The organism is Enterococcus dispar ATCC 51266 (assembly GCF_000406945.1).
In the GTDB taxonomy this organism is placed as follows: Bacteria; Bacillota; Bacilli; order Lactobacillales; family Enterococcaceae; genus Enterococcus_C; species Enterococcus_C dispar.
This window is the reverse complement of record NZ_KE136354.1, coordinates 829,694-847,628: the sequence shown is the minus strand read 5'-3', so window position 1 is coordinate 847,628 and position 17,935 is coordinate 829,694. Positions and strand designations below refer to the sequence as shown.

The window sequence follows — 17,935 nt, the reverse complement described above, 5'->3', positions numbered from 1 at the left end:
GAAAAAAGGATGGGGGATTGTCTCCCAATCCTTTTTTAATGACAAAATTTAATATACATATTCTTCTTAGATCAAAAAAATTATTTTGCTAAAAAATTATTTAGCGCTGTTTTATTTGCTTCTTTATCCACCACTAAAACACTGCCTGCTTCTGCGGTGTTACCATATTCCCATGTATCTTTAGCAGGAACTGTCATGCGGTCAATGCCACTAGCCCCTTTTAAAATATGCAAACTATTTTTCACTAAGAAGCTGGTTTTAAGGTTTGTTCCAGTATAACCTAAAACTTTTCCGGCTGCATATGGTAACTTAGCAATCGCAAGTGGATTTTTCATTTGGCTAAAAATAGCATCCATCACTTGTTGTTGGCGTCTAACACGCCCAAAGTCCCCTTCTTCGTCCATCCGAAAACGAGCATACTGTAATAAATGCAAACCATCCATATTTTGTTGCCCTTTTTTAATCGGAACTTCCAAGTTGGTACTCATATCTTTTTCAGCGTTAATCGCAACTCCGCCGGGAAATAAGGTATCGATTACTTTTTCAAATGATTTGAAATCCACCACAGCATAATATTTACATTCTAAACCAAAATTTTGTGCGATTGTCTGTCGTACCAATTCTGCGCCCCCATATGCATAAGCTGCATTAATCTTATTTTGTCCTACGCCAGGAATATCAACTAATGTATCCCGCATAAAGGAGACCAATTTTGGTTTTTTACTCGGACCATCTAATTGCAATACCATAATGGTGTCTGCACGCGCGGTTTCTCCTTTACGACTGTCACTACCTAGCAACAAAATATTATTGGAACCATCCGCTGAGGTAAAACCGTTAAAGCTCTCGGTCTCTTGTTTGGGAATCTCTTTATCAGAAGAGGCCGCCATTTTGCCTAGCGCAAAAGCACCTCCGCTATAGATAAGTAGAAAAACAAGCAAGCCAATGATAAACCGAATAATAGGTCGTTTTTTCTTAGGCGCTTTAGGTTGTGTTTTTTTTGCAGAAGAGGCTGCTTTTTTCTGATTATTTCTATTACTTCCTTCATTTCCGCCACCACTGTTATAGCTACGATTAGTTTTGAACTTATTTTTTTTAATGCCAAAACTAGGAAGTGCTTTTTTGCTAGTAGCCTCCTCCTGATAAGATTCTGGCACAGGCCTGTTATTTGGGTAATTGTCTTTATCATTGTCCGTTTCATTTTCTGCAGTTTCTTTTTCATTTATTTGTTTACGGGCAAAGACACTTTCTTTTTTGCTTGTTTCTTCATGAATTTTTTTATAGCGATCCATGCGACTCATACTGGCTACCTCCAAAAGTAAATCGTTTCTCTTCAAGTGTACCCCAACTTGATGGCAAAAAAAGAGGCTATGAAAAAATTTAATCATTTCATAGCATTTCTTTCAAATTTGTTAGTCGCTAGTAATTGTCACAGGATAGGCACCTAACCGGACAACCATTCCTCCTAACAATTCGATTTCTTCAATTGCATTTTCAATTAATTCAGACGGACGATTTAATAAGAGGTCGACCACGAAAAAGTATTCTCCCAGACTCGTTTTAAGAGGCCGAGATTCAATTTTACTTAAATTGATTTGGCGCCAACCAAAGGCTGCCAACATTTGATGGAGTGCTCCTGCTTGATTGGAAGGTAAGGTCAAAATTAATGACATTTTTTCAGCACAGCCAAAATCCATTACTTTTTTTGGACTCACAATCCAAAAACGTGTTTGATTGAAATCATTGTCTTGAATGTCACTACTGACAATCTCTAGCCCATAGGCCGATGCTGCTTCAAAAGATGCAATTGCGGCAATTTGGTCGGCATGTTGCTTAGCGACGTATTCACAAGCGGCAGCAGTTGAAGCGGTAGGAATCAACTCAGCCAGGGGATAATTCGTTGCTAAGAATTTCTGTGACTGGGCCAAAGCTTGTGGATGAGAATAAATTTTTTGAAAATCAGCTGGATTCACTGCTAATAGTTGTTGTTTTATCGGCAAGATGACCTCGGCTAATACTTGCAGTTCTGGATTTTGTGATAAAGTATCGATTGTAGCATGAACAGAGCCTTCCAGAGAATTTTCAATGGGGACAATTGCCAGATCCACTTCTGCTTGCAATGCAGCCTGTAAACAGGCCGGTATAGAAGCGTATGCTACTAGATCAGCTGTATCAAATTGTCTTTTGGCAGCATGGTAAGAAAAAGAACTTTCAGGACCTAAATAACCAATCTTCATGCTTTTTCCAGCCTTTCTATAATTTCTGCTACAATTTCATCAGGGGGACGCTGTGAAGTTTCAATTATAATTGCTGCACTTTCTTCATAATGTTTCAAACGTGAGTTTAATAATGAAATAATTGTGTCTTCCTTTTTTTCAGAAGCCAAAGGACGAACATTTTGAGTATCATTTTTGATGCGTCTAATTAACGTTTCAGAATCTGCTTGTAAATAAATGACTTGCGGATGACTTTTTAAAAGATTACGGTTTAATTCATTTACAACAATACCACCCCCAGTGGCAACAATTGCATCTGTCGTCAAATTATCTTTCAAAACAGCTGTTTCTACTTGGCGAAAAGCAGCTTCGCCGTGTTGGTCAAAATAGGTATTAATGGGCATCCCGATTTTTTCAGTAATTAGATCATCCAAATCAATTAATGGATATCCTAATTTTTTAGCTAAAGTGTTACCGATAGTTGATTTTCCAGCGCCCATAAAACCAATGAGTAAAATACTACGCATTATTTTCACCTGCTATGATTTTTTTAACATCGTTGAAAAAATTGGGGTAGGAAATATTAATAGCTTCTGGAAACTGCAGCGTGGTGACGCCCTCGGCAATTAAAGCCGCGATTTGCAACATCATGCCAATGCGATGATCGCCACGACTTGAGACTTCAGCCCCTTTTAACGGCGTCGGTCCATTAATAATTAAGCCATCGGCAGTGGGAATAATATCGGCACCCATTTTTTGTAATTCTTCAGCGGTTGCATCGATTCGATTGGTTTCTTTTACTTTTAACTCTTCAGCATTTTTGATAATTGTTTGACCATTCGCTTGGGTGGCAAGTAGAGCAATAATTGGTAGTTCATCAATTAAACGGGGGATAATCTCCCCTTCAATCGTAATTGCCTCAAGGTTAGTGGTCTCAATTTTTAAATCAGCTGCTTGGTTTTCTGCATCAATATTTTCTACTGCTAATTTAGCCCCCATTTGGGTTAAAACATCAATAATTCCGGTTCGGGTGGGGTTCATGCCCACATTTTTAAGGTATAACTGACTATCAGGCGTAATTGCAGCAGCCACTAAAAAGAATGCAGCAGAAGAGATATCGCCTGGTACTATAACATTTTGAGCGCTCAAAGTCTGTGGTCCTGTTAGTCTAATTTCTCGGCCGTCTGTCATAATTTTGCCACCAAATTGCCGAATCATTTCTTCGGTATGATTACGGGAAATCTCTTTTTCAATAATCGTTGACGTACCTTTTGCTTGTAAAGCCGCAAAAATAATTGCCGATTTGACTTGAGCACTCGCTACTGGCATTTGATAGTCAATTGATACTAGCTCTTTTGTACCTTGAATTGTAATCGGTGGAAATTCACTATCCTCTTTACCCGTAAGGTGTGCTCCCATTTGGCGTAACGGTGCCATTACTCTCTCCATTGGCCGCCGATTAAGTGATTCGTCGCCAAACAAGGTTGTAGTAAAGTTTTGTCCTGCTAAAATGCCCATCATTAAGCGAATTGTTGTACCAGAATTACCAATATCAATTGCTGCCGGGCTTTTGGTTAAACCATTGAAACCGACACCAGTTACTGTAATTGTAGTACCATCATCTGTAATGGGAACACCAAGTTTTTTAAATGCATTTAATGTACTTAAACAGTCTTGTGCGCGTAAAAAATTTTTAATTGTTGTTTGACCAATTGATAAGGCGCCAAACATAATACTGCGATGCGAAATTGATTTGTCTGCAGGAACAGTAATACTGCCATATAAGCCGTTTGGTGCTTGTAATAATTTCATAGCGGCCTCCTTTTATTTTATGCGGATAGGATAATTTGTATTTTCTAAAAGGCATCCTTGTGCCCGTTGTAAATCATTTTCATTACGAAAACTAATTTGTAAAATGCCATTAATGTCTTCTCTTGTTTCCTGAATTTTCAGATTAATCAGGTTGATTTGATGACGTCCTAAAAGTCCGGTTACTTCAGCAATTACACCTGGTTCATCGGGGATATCGAGGTAAAGATCATAAAAGGCAGGGATTGCACCGTTTTTATGAACAGGTAAACGATCACGATTATCTTTGGCTTGGTCAAAGAAATTGAAAATAGCTTTTTTGTCCGCTGCTGCTACCCATTCTTTGATATGACTAACCTCTAGTTGCCAATTATCTAACTGGTGTAAAATAGCTTTTTGATTACTTAGTAAAATTTCTGTCCACATCACCGGATCAGAAGAAGCAATTCGTGTAATATCCCGGAATCCCCCTGCGGCTAATTGCTTTGCTCGCGGATAGTCTTGATTAAAAAGATCTCCTTGCGTTACCAATGCAGCAGCAATTATATGAGGTAAATGACTTAGCATGGCTGTAATTTGGTCATGCTCGGTCGGATGAAGTGCAACAAATTTTGCTTTTGTGCCTGCCAGTAGCGTCTCTAAAAGTACTACTTTGTTCTGGGATTCTTTTTGGTTGGTAATAATGTAGTAGGCGTTTTCAAATAAGTTGCTGTCTGCTGCTTTTATTCCCGATTTATGCGAGCCTGCCATGGGATGACCCCCAATAAATGCAAAGGGTAAAGTCTTAGCCGTATGCATAATCATCTCTTTGGTGCTTGCAACGTCTGTCACAATCACATTTTCTTTTAGTGAAAGTTGTGCGAGTTCTTCTAAATAAGCAATCGTTTTAAAAACCGGTACCGCTAAAATGATGATATCTGCAAGTGCTGCGCTCTGGGCAAAATTGCACGCAACCTCAGAAATAACTCCTTTTTGTAAAGCAATCTCACAGGTTTTTTCATGTAAATCAAAACCTGTAATCATAACTTTTGGGTGCTCTTTTTTAATTGCTAAGGCAAGCGATGAACCAATTAATCCTAAACCAACGATTAAAACTTTTTGCTCCATCTTAATAGACCTCCTAAAAGTTTTTAACATATTGGCGATAGTTCATAACAGCTTCTTTTAACTCTTCAAACGAATCACTAGAAAACTTGGCTAAAATTTCCTCTGCTAAAACAGTAGCCACCACATTTTCAGCAACCACACTCGCCGCAGGAACTGCCGTGCTATCGGAGCGTTCTACACTCGCCTTATAAGGTTCTTTGGTCTGAATGTCGACACTCATTAAAGGCTTGTATAAAGTTGGAATTGGTTTCATAACCCCTTTGACGATAATAGTCTCACCATTTGTCATACCACCTTCAAAACCACCAAGATGATTGGTTTTACGCCGATAGCCGACTTCTTTTGTCCAAATAATTTCATCCATTACTTTCGAGCCGGGTAAATTAGCAGCTTCAAAACCAACGCCAAATTCTACCCCTTTAAAAGCATTAATTCCAACGATTGCTTGGGCTAATTTGGCATCTAGCTTTGTATCCCATTGGACATAACTACCCAGTCCTGCTGGAACATTTCCCACTAAAACCTCTACAATGCCCCCGATAGTATCGCCATTTTTTTTCGTCTGATCTATCAGTTGCTTCATTTGGGTTTCAACACTTGCATCCACCACGCGCACTTCAGACTTTTCAGAACGTTTTTTTACTTCCGCTAAACTAATTTCTGCTGGAATTTCTGCTTTAATACCACCTAAAACGGTAACATGTCCTGCGACTTCGATTTCTAATTCTTTTAATAATTTTTTGGCAATGGCTCCAATAGCTACGCGCATTGTAGTTTCTCTGGCAGATGAACGCTCCAAAACATTTCGTAAATCATCGTGGTGATATTTCATTCCTCCCACTAGATCTGCATGACCAGGTCTTGGGTGGGTTACTTGTCGTAATTTTTGCTCTTTTTCCGGTACTTCTTTGGCTGACATAACAGTTTGCCAATTTTTCCAATCGCGATTTTCGACAATCAAAGTAACAGGTGAACCCAATGTTTTCCCATGTCGTACACCAGAGGTAATCCGTACTTGATCTTTTTCAATTTTCATCCGACCACCTCGTCCATAGCCGCCCTGCCGTCTTGCCAATTCCAAATTAATATCTTCTGCTAAAAGTGGCATACCAGCTGGTAGCCCTTCAATAATAGCCGTTAGTTCCGGGCCATGAGATTCTCCTGCTGTTAAATAACGCATTATAACGCCTCCTTTAGATAATCTTTCATTTCTATTAAAGGGATTTCTACAATTTTAGCTTGACCAATTTCAGCTAATAAAATTAATTTCAAATTTGTCCCTCGTGCTTTTTTATCATGGGTAATCGCTTGATACAAGGCATTTTCATCCCAATTTGGTAATTCTGTTGGCAAATGAAATTTCATAATCATCTCTTTAAGTTGTGCTGTGGTCCCCATAGGCGTCAAACCTTTTATTTCTGAGACCTGATTAATTTTCAGCATTCCTAAAGCCACACCCTCTCCGTGACTAACAACCCCATATCCTGCCGTATTTTCAATGGCATGGCCAATGGTATGCCCAAAGTTTAAGATCAGACGCATGCCATTATCAAATTCATCTTCTTCTACGACATGACGCTTTACTTCAAGAGCTGCAGTGATAATTGTTTCAGCGTGATATAATAAATCTGTTTCGTCTTTTAACTGGGTTAATTGCTGCCATAAATGCAAATCTGCAATTGCCGCAGATTTAATGATCTCGGCAATTCCTTCTCGTACCCGTCGCATTTCTAATGTCTCTAAAACATTTGGATCGATTAAGACGCCAGCAGGCTGACTGAAAGTTCCCACCAGATTTTTTGCTTTACTCGTATTTACTCCAGTTTTGCCGCCGATGCTAGAATCTACTTGCGCTAGTAATGTCGTTGGAATTTGGACAAAATGGATACCCCGCATATACGTTGAAGCCACAAATCCTGCTAGATCACCAATTACCCCCCCACCTAGTGCAAGAATACCATCACTGCGAGTAAATCCTGCTTCTGCTAGAAAATCATATAATTCTGCTGCAGTTTTCAACGATTTACTCGCTTCTCCTGCGGGCACTACCGCTAAATGCGGTGCGTGTCCAGCAGCTGTTAATTGTTTCATCACAGTTTGACTATAAAGGGGTGCCACATTGGTATCGGTAATGACGGCAATTTTTTGAGGCGTCCATAAGGAATTAATCCAGCGCCCCAACTCTTTTAAAGCGCCACGTTTAATCAGAATTTCGTAGGAATGTTCTTTTAAGTTAACTTGCATGAGTTAGCCCTCGATTTCTTTAATTTGCTTCATGGCAGCTGTCAAGATATCCACTTCTTGCATCATTTTTAAGTAATTTGCTTCATTTAATGACTGTTGTCCATCAGACCAGGCATTTTGGGGATCAGGATGAATCTCAACAATCATACCGTCAGCTCCAGCAGCAACCCCTGCTCGCGCCATTGGCGTAACAAGATCCCAAACGCCAGTTCCGTGGCTTGGATCAACAATAATTGGAAAATGACTTAACTTCTTAATTAAGGGGACAGCAGATAAGTCAAAAGTATTGCGGGTTGCTGTCTCGTATGTTCTAATCCCTCGTTCAATGAAAATAACTTGCGACTTATCTTGGACAGCAATGTATTCAGCTGCATTTAACCATTCATCAATTGTGCCGGCAATCCCTCGTTTTAAGCCAATCGGTTTGCCTGTTTTACCAACGGCTTGTAATAATTTGTAATTTTGCATATTTCGCGCACCAATTTGCAAAATGTCGCTGTATTTTGCTACCATTTCAATATGGCCTTCATCCATTACTTCTGTGATGACTTTCATATCAAATTCATCAGCTGCTTGCCGAATGTATTTTAAACCTTCTTCTTCTAGCCCTTGAAAAGCATAAGGGGAGGTACGTGGTTTAAATGCGCCTCCACGTAAAATTTGTGCCCCACCAGCTTTGGCAATTTTGGCACATTCGCGAATTTGTTCTAAACCTTCAATAGAACATGGACCAGCCATTGTTACAAAATTACCATTACCAACTTTGACACCATCCACATCAACGACCGTATCCCCAGGGTGAAATTCCCGTGAAGTTAATTTGTAAGTATTCGAAATTTTTAGTGTTTTTTCTACCCCGTCGTAAGTATTAAACGGGACATCTTGAATCCCTCTTACGTCACCTTTTAAGCCGATGACAATATGTTCAGTACCTTGATCAATATTGACATCTAGACCTTCTTTTTGAATGCGTTTGACCACTAATTCAACTTGCTCTTTGGTAGCACCTGGTTTCATAATTACAATCATTTTCATATTCTCCTTTTTAACTGTTAGCCACGAGTGGCTTAACGATTTCTAATGGCATTTTTTTACCTGTCCATAATTCAAAAGCATACGTGCCCTGATACAGCAACATACCTAAACCATTGACAGTCTTTAATCCTTTTTCTTTAGCAATTTGAATCAGTTTTGTTTCCCGCGGATTATAAATCACATCATATACGGCTAAATCATCATGAAATGCACTAAAATCCTGAATTGGTGTCTGAGCTTCATTTGGTTTCATACCAACATCAGTTGCATTTACTAACAGTTTGCTATTTCCCAGCGCTTTATTTAAGGCTTTACCATCGGCTAAATCTGTTAAGGATAATGTACACTGTGATTTTTGGGCAATCTCATTAATTTTTTGCTGTTTCTGAGTAAAGAACTCACCTTGACGGTTAAAGACATTGATTTTTTGAACCCCGTCTAAAGCAGCTTGGACACAAATCGCCGTGGCCGCACCACCTGTACCGATTACTGTAATCTCTTCTCCAATAATCTCCACATTACTATCAACCAAACTGCGCATAAAACCACTGCCATCGGTATTGTGTCCGACTAAGCGCCCATCTTTTTGCGGAACGATGGTATTCACAGCACCAATTAAAGTTGCCGCTTCACTCAATTCATCCAGATAAGGAATGACTGCCAGCTTATAGGGCATTGAAACATTTACGCCAATCATACCAAACGCTGAAATACCTTTTATAAACTGAGGTAATTGCTCTTTTTCTACTTCAAAAGATAAATACACAGCATCGATGTTATTTGCCTTAAAAGCTGTATTATGCATTAACGGCGAAATGCTATGGCGAGCGGGTTTTGCGATTAAACCTGCCAAACGCGTATAACCAGTAACTTCCATTTTTATCACTCCCTAATTATTGAAAGCTGATGGGTACAAAAAAAGTGTTCACCTAAGATACAACAATCTACAGTGAACACCTAATGCGAAAAAATATATTTTCCGATGGGAATAAAAAGAGCCACTATAGATTCTTGATCTACGTGGCTTTAAAGTCATTACAAAATCCCTTAGCCATCATAGATACAAACAGTTTGGTTTGTATCCATGTTTTTCATGAATACAAACTATCTAAAATAGCCAAAGTAATAATTATTCAGTTGTGGTTTGCTTTTTTCTAACATAAAAAAGTCCTCCGAACTGATTAAGATGTTGTTAAGTATAGATTGATTTTATTAAGCTGTCAATACGTTTTTGGAAGAATTGCAAATATTTTCATCAGTTTTCACAATTCTTCTTCGAAAAAGAGCAGTAAATCAGAGAGAGTCAGTTTAGCTTTTTCAATCTGATCTAAGTCTTTAACAATTTCGCCTTTTTTCAAAAGTAGCAAACGATTGCCGTATTTTAAAGCGTCTTCCATTTGATGCGTAATCATCATACACGTTAAATTGTTTTCTTTTACTAAATCATTGGTCAAAGCCATAATGTTTTTTGATGTCTTAGGATCTAAAGCAGCTGTATGTTCATCTAATAACAGAAGTTCAGGTCTTTGAATGGTTGCCATTAAAAGGCTCAATGCTTGGCGTTGCCCCCCAGATAAGTGTCCTGTGGGAGTATCCAGCTGATCTTCTAGTCCATTGCCAACTTTCCCACATAAAGCTTTAAAAAATTCTTTGCGCTCGTTAAGCTTGCGGGGACGTAAAGTCCTCTTTTGCCCTCTACGTTCAGCTAAAAGAAGATTTTCTGCGACTGTCATGCGCGGTGCAGTCCCCATTTTGGGATCTTGAAAAACACGTCCTAAATATTTTGCTCTTTTTTCTTCACCGTATCCTGTTACATTTTCATCTTTTAAAAAGACTTGGCCACTGTTTAAAAAGTGTGTTCCAGTAACCGTATTAAATAAAGTGCTCTTGCCTGCCCCATTGCCGCCAACAATTGTGACAAAGTCACCTGAATTTAAAGTTAAACTGACGTTGTTTAAAATTATGCGTTCGTCATTAACGCCATTCTTGATTTTTTTTACGGCCTTTTTAATTGTTAAAACACTCACTGACTACGCCTCCTTTTCCAACCCAGTTTTTAAATTCAGCTTTTCTTTTAACGTTGGAATCATTAGACAAATTGCTAAAATTGCAGAAGAGAAAATTTTCAAGTACGTTGTATCAAAGCCTAAATAAATAATTAAGGTGATAATCGCTTGATAAATAATACTCCCTACCACTACTGCCACTAAGCGCTCTAAAAAGGCTAACTCTCCAAATAGAACTTCACCGATGATGATAGAAGCAAGTCCAATAACAATCACACCTGTTCCTTTTGAGACGTCGGCGTATCCGTCATTTTGTGAAATCAATGCACCAGAAAGTGCAATAACACCATTCGAAACAGTCAATCCCAAGATTTTCATGCGATCGGTTTTAATCCCTAAAGAGCGGGCCATTACCTCGTTATCACCCGTTGCAATATAGGCTTGTCCTAATTCTGTATTAATGAAAAAAAGTACAAAAAGTATGGTCACAATCACAGCGATTAATCCAAGAATGACAATATCAAAATAATTAGGTAGATTTAAATTGGTAAAAAATGTTTGGATGCGGGGAAAATTACTCAATCCCTTATTTGGACTCTTCATGACAAATAAAATGACGGAATTGAGCCCAGACATCACTAAGATACCCGCTAAAATGACTGGGATTTTTCCTTTAGTAAATAAAATTCCCGTTACAAAACCCGCTGCCACTCCAGCTAACACTCCCAATAAAGTCGCTACTAGTGGCGGGATACCACTCGTAATTGCTGTTACACAAACAGCGCCACCTAAGGGAAACGTTCCTTCAGTTGTCATATCAGGAAAATTTAAAATACGGTAAGTTAAATAAATACCTATTCCTAGTAAGGACCATAAAAGCCCTTGTCCAATGGTTGAAATAATCATTTTATTTGCTGTCTCCTTTAACTGTTTCCACTAACTTGGCACTATCTTTTAAATCTGCCGGTAAAGTTAAATGGAATTTTGCCAACTGATCTTCATTAATAATCGTATCCCCGTCTGTAAATGTATAAACCGGTGTATCAGCAGGTTTGGATTTACCTGCTAAAATTTCAGCGACCATCTCCCCAGTTTTTACCCCTAATTCTTTTTGGTTAATGCCAATTGTTGCTAAACCACCTTGTTCCACCATGGTATCTACCGAGGGAAAAACGGGAACATTATTTTTATCGGCTTCTTGACTAACGGTTTCCATCGCGTTGGCAACCGTATTGTCATTGGGAATAAAGATAAAATCCACTGATTGGGATAAAACTTGAACTGCTTGTGCTACTTCATTGGTTGATGTTACTGCTTTTCGTTCCACTTCTAACCCCAGTTTTTTTGCGGCAGCTTCTGCTTGACCGGTTTGAAATTTGGAATTCATCTCAGAAGAAGAATATAAAAGACCGACTTTTTTGGCATCGGGTAATAATTTATGTGCTAATTCAATAATAGAGGCAACTGGTGGTTGATCGGAAACTCCCGTAATGTTACCACCGGGATTTTCATTACTTGCTACCAGTCCGGCCCCTTCTGGATCAGTGACAGCGCCTAATACAATCGGAATATCTGTCGTGGCATTTGCCAATGCTTGAGCAGCTGGTGTTGCAATTCCCACTAAAACGTCTGCTTTATCATTAATTAATTGTTTACTCATAGTATCAAGTTTACTTTGATCTGCTTGACCATTTTGAAAATTAATTTTTAAGTTTTTGCCTTCTTCATAGCCAGCTTCTTTCAATCCTTCTTTGACGCCTTCATAGATTTGATCTAAAGCTGGATGACTGACAAATTGTAAAACACCAACAGTATGAATTTTTTCTTTAACTGTTGGTGTATCTTTTGCCGAATCATCTTTTGCCCCTGTTAAAATTTGGAAGCCTAAAAAACCAATCAGAAGAATTCCCAATGCCATAACTGTGTACATTAATCCCTTATTTTTCATTTTTATTTCCTCCTAAGATATAATTTTGAGATGAAAAAAAGCAATTTCCCCCTACGGAAATTGCTTTAAGTAAACAAAATCCGCATAGAGATTGTCTCTATGCGGAATCATCTCAATATTGCCAGCATAGATACAAGTTTTAGAGTTCTCTAAAAAGTTGTATCTATGGAAAAATCCATCAATACAACTATCTACGCCAAAATTGCCATGTTAATAAAGTTCCTTGGGTTGTAGTAAATAGTTTCATGATGGCTCACCTCGTTTGTTTTTGTTGTAATTAAGAATACCGCAGAAAAATTCAGGCGTCAAGGCTAATTTTCAATTTCCAGAAAATTCAATCAGATTATTCGTCTAAGTCTTTAATATTCCACATTGGCAGTCGGTTCAATTCTGGAATAAATTCATCTGTATAATCGGTCAGATCTTCTACTTCAAAGCGATTCTTTTCAACACCCTTTTCAAAGAAGATGAATGTTACTTTATTGGGATCAATCCGATATTTTTGGGTTACATTTTGGGTGTCATACACTAAAGGATAGTAATAAAACGTACGATTTAGTTCGGCCCCTTGTTTTCCACCTAATGTTTGCATCACTTTATCGTATTGTGCACCATAAGGCGGTGAAAACATAACCGAAATAGCATTCGTATTTTTTATTTCTTGATCCTCACTACCATAAGCAAAAAGTTTAATTTTTTTACTACTGATGGTTGGTGCTAAAAGTTCGGTATATTCGGATTGGCGAATGTGTGCTACCGCCACTATCATCGAAGCAGAAAAAAGCGTAACCCCAAGCAATAGACCTAAAACCGTCAAAAGCGCTTTTCGTTGATTTGCTTCTGCCCAACTAGCAAAATCATGCCATATTTGCAGGAAACCAGCTTTTACGCTGACCAAAAATTTTTGAATTATCTTCATTGTTTTGCTCCTAAGAAAATTATTAAAAAACAAAATAGTATTGTGGATGTTCTGGATGATCGCATTTTTATTTTACTTCCTTTATAGTAGCAAGCAATGTTTATTATCGTCAAGATAGTTGGCAATTCTTTAAATATTCGCTATCATAAAATAATAGTACTCATGGAAATTTTTAAGGAGGATCGCAAGATGGCAAATTTAGGACACATTATTATGAATGTCGCGACACCCGTTTTTGATGTTATTATTGTTTTTCTTAACTTTTTATCCATTATCGTCTTAGTTTGGGGTGTCATTATCGCAGGCTACGACTTCATCAAGTCAGAATGTTCTTATGCCAACCACGTTGAAGCTGCTCGCCATAATAATTTTATTCGCAATTTTTTAGGCAGCTATGTTTTGCTCAGTTTAGAAATTTTGATTGCAGCTGACATTATTGAGTCCATTATTAATCCGACATCAGCGGATATTTTGCGTTTAGCTGCGGTGGTAGTAATTCGAACGGTTATTTCATACTTTTTACATCGTGAAATTCAAGATGCTCTGGATAACGAAGAAACTATGGAAAAAATCAATGCTAAGAAATGATGACACGGTACTTCTATAAATAAAACAGCTACTCTCTAGCCGGATTCGATTATGTAAGAATCTGGTTTTTTTCTGCTATAATAGACTTAATCTGTCAAGAAAGAAGGTTACAGCATGTCTTTTGATGGTGTTTTTACCCATTTGGTTACAAAAGAGTTATCCGAAACATTGGTTGGGGGGCGTATTTCTAAAATCCACCAGCCTTATCAAAATGAAATCATTTTAGTTATCCGTTCAAAAGGAAAAAATCATAAATTATTATTATCAGCCCATCCCAGCTATGCACGGATTCAATTAACGGAAATTGCTTATCAAAATCCTGATACACCCCCAAATTTCGTGATGATGTTACGAAAGTATTTGGACGGCGCAATTTTAACGGGAATAAAACAGCTAGAAAATGATCGTGTAGTTCATTTTACTTTTAATAAACGCGATGAATTAGGTGATTTGCAAAATATTGTTTTAGTGGTCGAATTAATGGGACGGCACAGTACAATTTTACTACTAAATGAGGCAAATGGAAAAATTTTAGATGCAATTAAACATATTGGCAGTAGCCAAAATAGCTATCGTTCTATTTTACCAGGTGCCCTTTACATTGCGCCTCCAAAACAAGATCTCCTCAACCCTTTTACCGTGAAGGATGTCGCTCTTTTTGATGCATTGTCGCAACTTTTTGCAATAAACGGCAAAGCTTTACAGCAAAAATTCCAAGGGTTGGGCTTTGATACAGCTCAAGAGCTCGCTTTTCGGCTTAGCAAAAATGAAAATGAAAAAGTTGCTACTTGGCGCCAATTTTTCAAAGATTTGGAACGCTTGCAACCCACATTGACTGTAACGGAAACAAAAGAATTCTTTACACCTATAGCTTATGATTATTTATCTGAAAGAGCAATCAGTCATCTTACTTATAATAATTTAAATGAGCTACTAGATGCTTTTTATGGTGATAAAGCTGAACGTGATCGTGTGAAGCAACAAGGCGGACAATTGCTTAAAAAGGTCGAGAATGAATTGACCCGTAATCAGACAAAATTAAAAAAACGCCAGCAAACATTAAAAGAATCAGAAAATGCAGAAGAATACCGGCAAAAAGGGGAACTTCTAACTACGTTTTTACATGAGGTACCTAAAGGCGCAAACAGTGTTGTTTTAGCCAATTACTACGAAGAAGATCAGCCTTTAGAAATTAAACTAAACCCAGCACTATCTCCTAGCCAAAATGCCCAAAAATATTTTCATCGGTATCAAAAATTGAAAAATGCGGTCAAATTAATTTATCAGCAGATTGAAGAAGCACAAGCAGAAATTGCTTACTTAGAATCGGTCTTAGCTCAAATTGAGATTGCGGGACCTATGGATTTGGATTTGATACGTGAAGAATTAATCGCCCAAGGATATTTGAAAAAGACAACCAAACGTAAAAAATCTCAGTCAAAATCACAGCCAGATCAATATTTAGCTCCAGATGGTACGCTTATTTTAGTTGGCAAAAATAATTTGCAAAATGATCAACTCACTTTAAAAACAGCACGAAAAACAGATTACTGGTTACATACCAAAAATATTCCCGGCTCTCACGTTATTATCAAAAGTAGTGAGCCAAGTGAAGAAACCATTTTGGCAGCTGCTGAGCTTGCCGCTTATTTTTCCAAGTATCGTCATTCTGCTCAAGTTCCAGTGGACTTAGTTCAAGTAAAATATATAAAAAAACCAAACGGCGCTAAGCCTGGTTATGTTATTTATGAAAATCAAAAAACGTATTATGTGACACCAGAAGCCGATATTATAACACGCTTGCAAAAACGCTAAAAAAAATCGAGCATCACCTGATCTAAGGCAAATCTCAGGTGATGTTCGATTTTTTTAGCTAATTTTATCGTGTAACTCAGAGAAGATAGATTACTCTAAGTAAGTTATTAACTTTTACTCACTTTTTTAGTTTAATCACAAAAATAGATTTTACGACCTTTTCTGGCTTGTAGGGGGCGATTATTCCCCTTTAAAATTTCCTCTTGAAACTGAGATAAAAAGGCTCGGGAAATTTGATGGCGCTCTTGAAAGACAAACCAGTTAATCGGACCCTTTGTTGGGGGTGTCGTAAGGGAACCAACATAGTGAAAATAACTCTGCTCGGTTGGTAAAAATAAATTAGGATTAAAAACTTCGATATGTTCATCTAAATCCCAGCGTTGCGCCTTTTTTAAGGGACCATTGGGTAAGATACCTGGAAGAATATCACACAACACTCCCACGACTAAATTGGTACCATCTTTTTTCATATGCACCAAATGGATTTCTAAGGGGGCCTGTTCATTATCCAAAATATGCTCACTAGGTAAATGATAGTGGATGTCTGTTAAGCCATATTCTTCCCCAGCAAATAAAACATAGCTCTGACAATCAAAAGGTACAAAGTGTATGGTATTTTTAAATTCTTTTTCGGTAAATTTTTCAACTTGATAAGAAAAAGTCAAACGATGTTTTTCTGTACCAACCAATGTTTCATCACTATTAATGGCAATTGGTGATTGATAGGCATAGTCTGCCCCTTCAGCATACCAATCACATAAAGTGTGCCAATATTGCGGACCATTACTGCCTGTATAACTCCAAGGAACATCTAAATTTCGTTGCATTTTCTCACCTCGCTAAATTTGTCAAAATATTTTTAATAGCATATCAAATGCACTAGCAAGTGGCAAATTTCCAAACTGGCTAGTTGGAAACACAATACCAGTAAATAACGTTTTCCCTGGCCCTAGCATAAATAAAATAACCAAAATAAGCACAATTGCCAAAATAATGAATAAGACATTTATGCCTTGTAATAAACTGAACCCAAGCCTTAAATTACTGAAAACCATATCCATTTTTTGATTCCGTAAGATTTTCCCCGTCTCAGGAATTGTCTGCATTTTTTCAATTTTTTTCCAGTTATCTTTAAATAACTGCATTTCTTTTTCCGTTAAAACTTCATTGAAAATTTTTGTATCTGCCGCAAAATCTAAAAAATACCAATTAACAGTTTGGCGTTGGCGCTTTTCATCCCAGTAATGAATACTCCATTTTTTCGTTGTAATCCCTTTAATTTTATCATAATCAAAACTGGAGAAATGATTCATTTCAAAAAAGTCCAAAACAGTTAAAAAAATCATACGCGTAGTGGTAAAAATTAATAAGCGATTCCCACGATTATCATGAAATGTCGTGACATATTTTCTCGCTTGTGTGCTTCTTGCATACCCCATACCCATTGGTCCAGCTGTCATAATGCCCGAATTTCCTTCGTTTGTCATCGGCAAGTAACCCATAATTTCTTCTGATTGTTCTAATTGTGGCTGTAATTTTTCTTTAATTTCTTGGAAGAGAATATAGTACTTACTACGCTCAAAAAGGGCTTTTTTATCCAGATTACTTAAATATTCAGGCTGTAATTTAGCATTTTCTTCATAAATAACTTCTTTGAAGCTCATGATAATTCCTCCTTTAAGGCACTTTGCAACCGTACTTTTCCCCGAGATAAGTGATTGTAAACAGCACTGACTTTGAGACCCAATAATTGTGCAATTTCACTGGGACTTGTTTGATAAAAATAGTAATGTAAGAAAATTAATTGATCTTGTTCAGACAGTGTATCTAGCAATTCCAAAAACCCTTCTTTAGCCAAAGGACTTTCTTCTTGGGGGTAACTTTTATCAATTTTTTCTTCAAGTAATTCTGTTTGGTGACTGTTTTGTCGTTGTTGTTTACGCTTAAAATCAATCGCCTTATTACGGGTAATCACCATAATAAAAGTCGCAAAGCTGCTTTTATCTTTGTCGTAGGTTGGTATCTTTTGCCAGAGAGTATAAAAAACTTCATTTTCACAATCTGCCCAAAATGTCCGCTCACTACTTTCTGATAATACACCGCGAATGGTTTTAATAATCGTTTGACCGTAAACGGTAATCATTTTTTCCAGTCCGATAAAATCTTGTGCTGTAATTAATCTTACAATTTCTTCGTCTGTCATCTGACCTCCTCCTCTTTGTTCACTTAATATACGAATGATCTGTCC

Annotated in this window: 18 protein-coding genes; 2 read left to right on the top strand and 16 right to left on the bottom strand. The window is 37.6% G+C overall.

From position 1 onward, the window contains the following. Positions 1-80 precede the first annotated feature (80 nt). The 13 genes from RK01_RS04055 to RK01_RS03995 all read right to left on the bottom strand — a co-directional run bounded on the left by RK01_RS04055 (position 81) and on the right by RK01_RS03995 (position 13,284). Complete coding sequence (locus tag RK01_RS04055; RefSeq protein WP_016172007.1) at positions 81-1,301, bottom strand: LCP family protein; 1,221 nt, start codon at positions 1,299-1,301, stop codon at positions 81-83. A 111-nt stretch (positions 1,302-1,412) separates the two neighbouring features. Continuing rightward, the gene (gene pheA, locus RK01_RS04050) at positions 1,413-2,237 is read right to left on the bottom strand and encodes a prephenate dehydratase (protein WP_016172006.1); all 825 of its coding nucleotides are present in this window, start codon (positions 2,235-2,237) and stop codon (positions 1,413-1,415) included. Next, positions 2,234-2,743, bottom strand: a complete 510-nt coding sequence (locus RK01_RS04045; RefSeq protein WP_016172005.1) for a shikimate kinase — start codon at positions 2,741-2,743, stop codon at positions 2,234-2,236. The genes pheA and RK01_RS04045 overlap by 4 nt, the downstream gene beginning before the upstream one ends. Continuing rightward, positions 2,736-4,028, bottom strand: a complete 1,293-nt coding sequence (aroA, locus tag RK01_RS04040; RefSeq protein WP_016172004.1) for a 3-phosphoshikimate 1-carboxyvinyltransferase — start codon at positions 4,026-4,028, stop codon at positions 2,736-2,738. Before aroA ends, RK01_RS04045 begins: the two co-directional genes overlap by 8 nt. A gap of 12 nt (positions 4,029-4,040) precedes the next feature. Further along, positions 4,041-5,132 (bottom strand): prephenate dehydrogenase, encoded by a 1,092-nt coding sequence (locus tag RK01_RS04035; protein ID WP_016172003.1) that lies wholly within the window; start codon positions 5,130-5,132, stop codon positions 4,041-4,043. Positions 5,133-5,145: 13 nt separating this feature from the next. Further along, positions 5,146-6,312, bottom strand: a complete 1,167-nt coding sequence (gene aroC / locus RK01_RS04030) for a chorismate synthase (RefSeq protein ID WP_016172002.1) — start codon at positions 6,310-6,312, stop codon at positions 5,146-5,148. Then, positions 6,312-7,376 carry a 3-dehydroquinate synthase gene (aroB, locus tag RK01_RS04025; protein ID WP_016172001.1) on the bottom strand — a complete coding sequence of 355 codons (1,065 nt, stop codon included), beginning with the start codon at positions 7,374-7,376 and terminating at the stop codon, positions 6,312-6,314. Before aroB ends, aroC begins: the two co-directional genes overlap by 1 nt. A 3-nt stretch (positions 7,377-7,379) precedes the next feature. Next, positions 7,380-8,405 (bottom strand): 3-deoxy-7-phosphoheptulonate synthase, encoded by a 1,026-nt coding sequence (gene aroF / locus RK01_RS04020; RefSeq protein WP_016172000.1) that lies wholly within the window; start codon positions 8,403-8,405, stop codon positions 7,380-7,382. A gap of 16 nt (positions 8,406-8,421) precedes the next feature. Further along, positions 8,422-9,288: a shikimate dehydrogenase gene (locus tag RK01_RS04015; protein ID WP_016171999.1), complete on the bottom strand. Its 867-nt coding sequence runs from the start codon at positions 9,286-9,288 to the stop codon at positions 8,422-8,424. A 385-nt stretch (positions 9,289-9,673) separates the two neighbouring features. After that, positions 9,674-10,438, bottom strand: coding sequence for an ABC transporter ATP-binding protein (locus RK01_RS04010; RefSeq protein WP_016171998.1), 765 nt, complete (start codon positions 10,436-10,438; stop codon positions 9,674-9,676). A 3-nt stretch (positions 10,439-10,441) separates the two neighbouring features. Next, entirely contained in the window at positions 10,442-11,323 is an 882-nt protein-coding gene (locus tag RK01_RS04005; protein ID WP_016171997.1) for an ABC transporter permease, read from the bottom strand. Position 11,324: 1 nt separating this feature from the next. Further along, the gene (gene trpX / locus RK01_RS04000; RefSeq protein WP_016171996.1) at positions 11,325-12,365 is read right to left on the bottom strand and encodes a tryptophan ABC transporter substrate-binding protein; all 1,041 of its coding nucleotides are present in this window, start codon (positions 12,363-12,365) and stop codon (positions 11,325-11,327) included. A gap of 343 nt (positions 12,366-12,708) precedes the next feature. Beyond that, on the bottom strand, positions 12,709-13,284 hold the full coding sequence (locus tag RK01_RS03995) for a hypothetical protein (RefSeq protein WP_016171995.1): 576 nt from the start codon (positions 13,282-13,284) through the stop codon (positions 12,709-12,711). A gap of 189 nt (positions 13,285-13,473) precedes the next feature. Between RK01_RS03995 and RK01_RS03990 the strand changes: the two genes are divergently transcribed. Then, entirely contained in the window at positions 13,474-13,872 is a 399-nt protein-coding gene (locus RK01_RS03990; RefSeq protein ID WP_016171994.1) for a DUF1622 domain-containing protein, read from the top strand. Positions 13,873-13,986: 114 nt separating this feature from the next. Then, a complete protein-coding gene (efbA, locus tag RK01_RS03985; RefSeq protein ID WP_016171993.1) occupies positions 13,987-15,687 on the top strand; it encodes a fibronectin-binding protein EfbA in 1,701 nt (566 codons plus the stop codon). A gap of 131 nt (positions 15,688-15,818) precedes the next feature. On the opposite strand, the gene RK01_RS03980 is transcribed toward efbA, so the two are convergent. The 3 genes from RK01_RS03980 to RK01_RS03970 are packed head-to-tail and all read right to left on the bottom strand — an operon-like array spanning position 15,819 to position 17,890. Continuing rightward, positions 15,819-16,514 carry a carbonic anhydrase family protein gene (locus RK01_RS03980; protein WP_016171992.1) on the bottom strand — a complete coding sequence of 232 codons (696 nt, stop codon included), beginning with the start codon at positions 16,512-16,514 and terminating at the stop codon, positions 15,819-15,821. A gap of 21 nt (positions 16,515-16,535) precedes the next feature. Further along, positions 16,536-17,351 (bottom strand): PH domain-containing protein, encoded by an 816-nt coding sequence (locus RK01_RS03975; RefSeq protein ID WP_016171991.1) that lies wholly within the window; start codon positions 17,349-17,351, stop codon positions 16,536-16,538. After that, entirely contained in the window at positions 17,348-17,890 is a 543-nt protein-coding gene (locus RK01_RS03970) for an RNA polymerase sigma factor (protein WP_016171990.1), read from the bottom strand. The genes RK01_RS03975 and RK01_RS03970 overlap by 4 nt, the downstream gene beginning before the upstream one ends. Positions 17,891-17,935 lie beyond the last annotated feature (45 nt).

Bases quoted from the DNA above. Each gene is read 5' to 3' on its own strand.
- efbA (WP_016171993.1), top strand. From the start codon at position 13,987: ATGTCTTTTGATGGTGTTTTTACCCATTTGGTTACAAAAGAGTTATCC.
- RK01_RS04015 (WP_016171999.1), bottom strand. From the start codon at position 9,288: ATGGAAGTTACTGGTTATACGCGTTTGGCAGGTTTAATCGCAAAACCC.
- trpX (WP_016171996.1), bottom strand. From the start codon at position 12,365: ATGAAAAATAAGGGATTAATGTACACAGTTATGGCATTGGGAATTCTT.
- RK01_RS03980 (WP_016171992.1), bottom strand. From the start codon at position 16,514: ATGCAACGAAATTTAGATGTTCCTTGGAGTTATACAGGCAGTAATGGT.
- aroF (WP_016172000.1), bottom strand. From the start codon at position 8,405: ATGATTGTAATTATGAAACCAGGTGCTACCAAAGAGCAAGTTGAATTA.
- RK01_RS04045 (WP_016172005.1), bottom strand. From the start codon at position 2,743: ATGCGTAGTATTTTACTCATTGGTTTTATGGGCGCTGGAAAATCAACT.
- aroA (WP_016172004.1), bottom strand. From the start codon at position 4,028: ATGAAATTATTACAAGCACCAAACGGCTTATATGGCAGTATTACTGTT.
- pheA (WP_016172006.1), bottom strand. From the start codon at position 2,237: ATGAAGATTGGTTATTTAGGTCCTGAAAGTTCTTTTTCTTACCATGCT.
- RK01_RS03975 (WP_016171991.1), bottom strand. From the start codon at position 17,351: ATGAGCTTCAAAGAAGTTATTTATGAAGAAAATGCTAAATTACAGCCT.
- RK01_RS03970 (WP_016171990.1), bottom strand. From the start codon at position 17,890: ATGACAGACGAAGAAATTGTAAGATTAATTACAGCACAAGATTTTATC.
- RK01_RS04035 (WP_016172003.1), bottom strand. From the start codon at position 5,132: ATGGAGCAAAAAGTTTTAATCGTTGGTTTAGGATTAATTGGTTCATCG.
- RK01_RS03990 (WP_016171994.1), top strand. From the start codon at position 13,474: ATGGCAAATTTAGGACACATTATTATGAATGTCGCGACACCCGTTTTT.
- RK01_RS04055 (WP_016172007.1), bottom strand. From the start codon at position 1,301: ATGAGTCGCATGGATCGCTATAAAAAAATTCATGAAGAAACAAGCAAA.
- RK01_RS04005 (WP_016171997.1), bottom strand. From the start codon at position 11,323: ATGATTATTTCAACCATTGGACAAGGGCTTTTATGGTCCTTACTAGGA.
- RK01_RS03995 (WP_016171995.1), bottom strand. From the start codon at position 13,284: ATGAAGATAATTCAAAAATTTTTGGTCAGCGTAAAAGCTGGTTTCCTG.
- aroB (WP_016172001.1), bottom strand. From the start codon at position 7,376: ATGCAAGTTAACTTAAAAGAACATTCCTACGAAATTCTGATTAAACGT.
- aroC (WP_016172002.1), bottom strand. From the start codon at position 6,312: ATGCGTTATTTAACAGCAGGAGAATCTCATGGCCCGGAACTAACGGCT.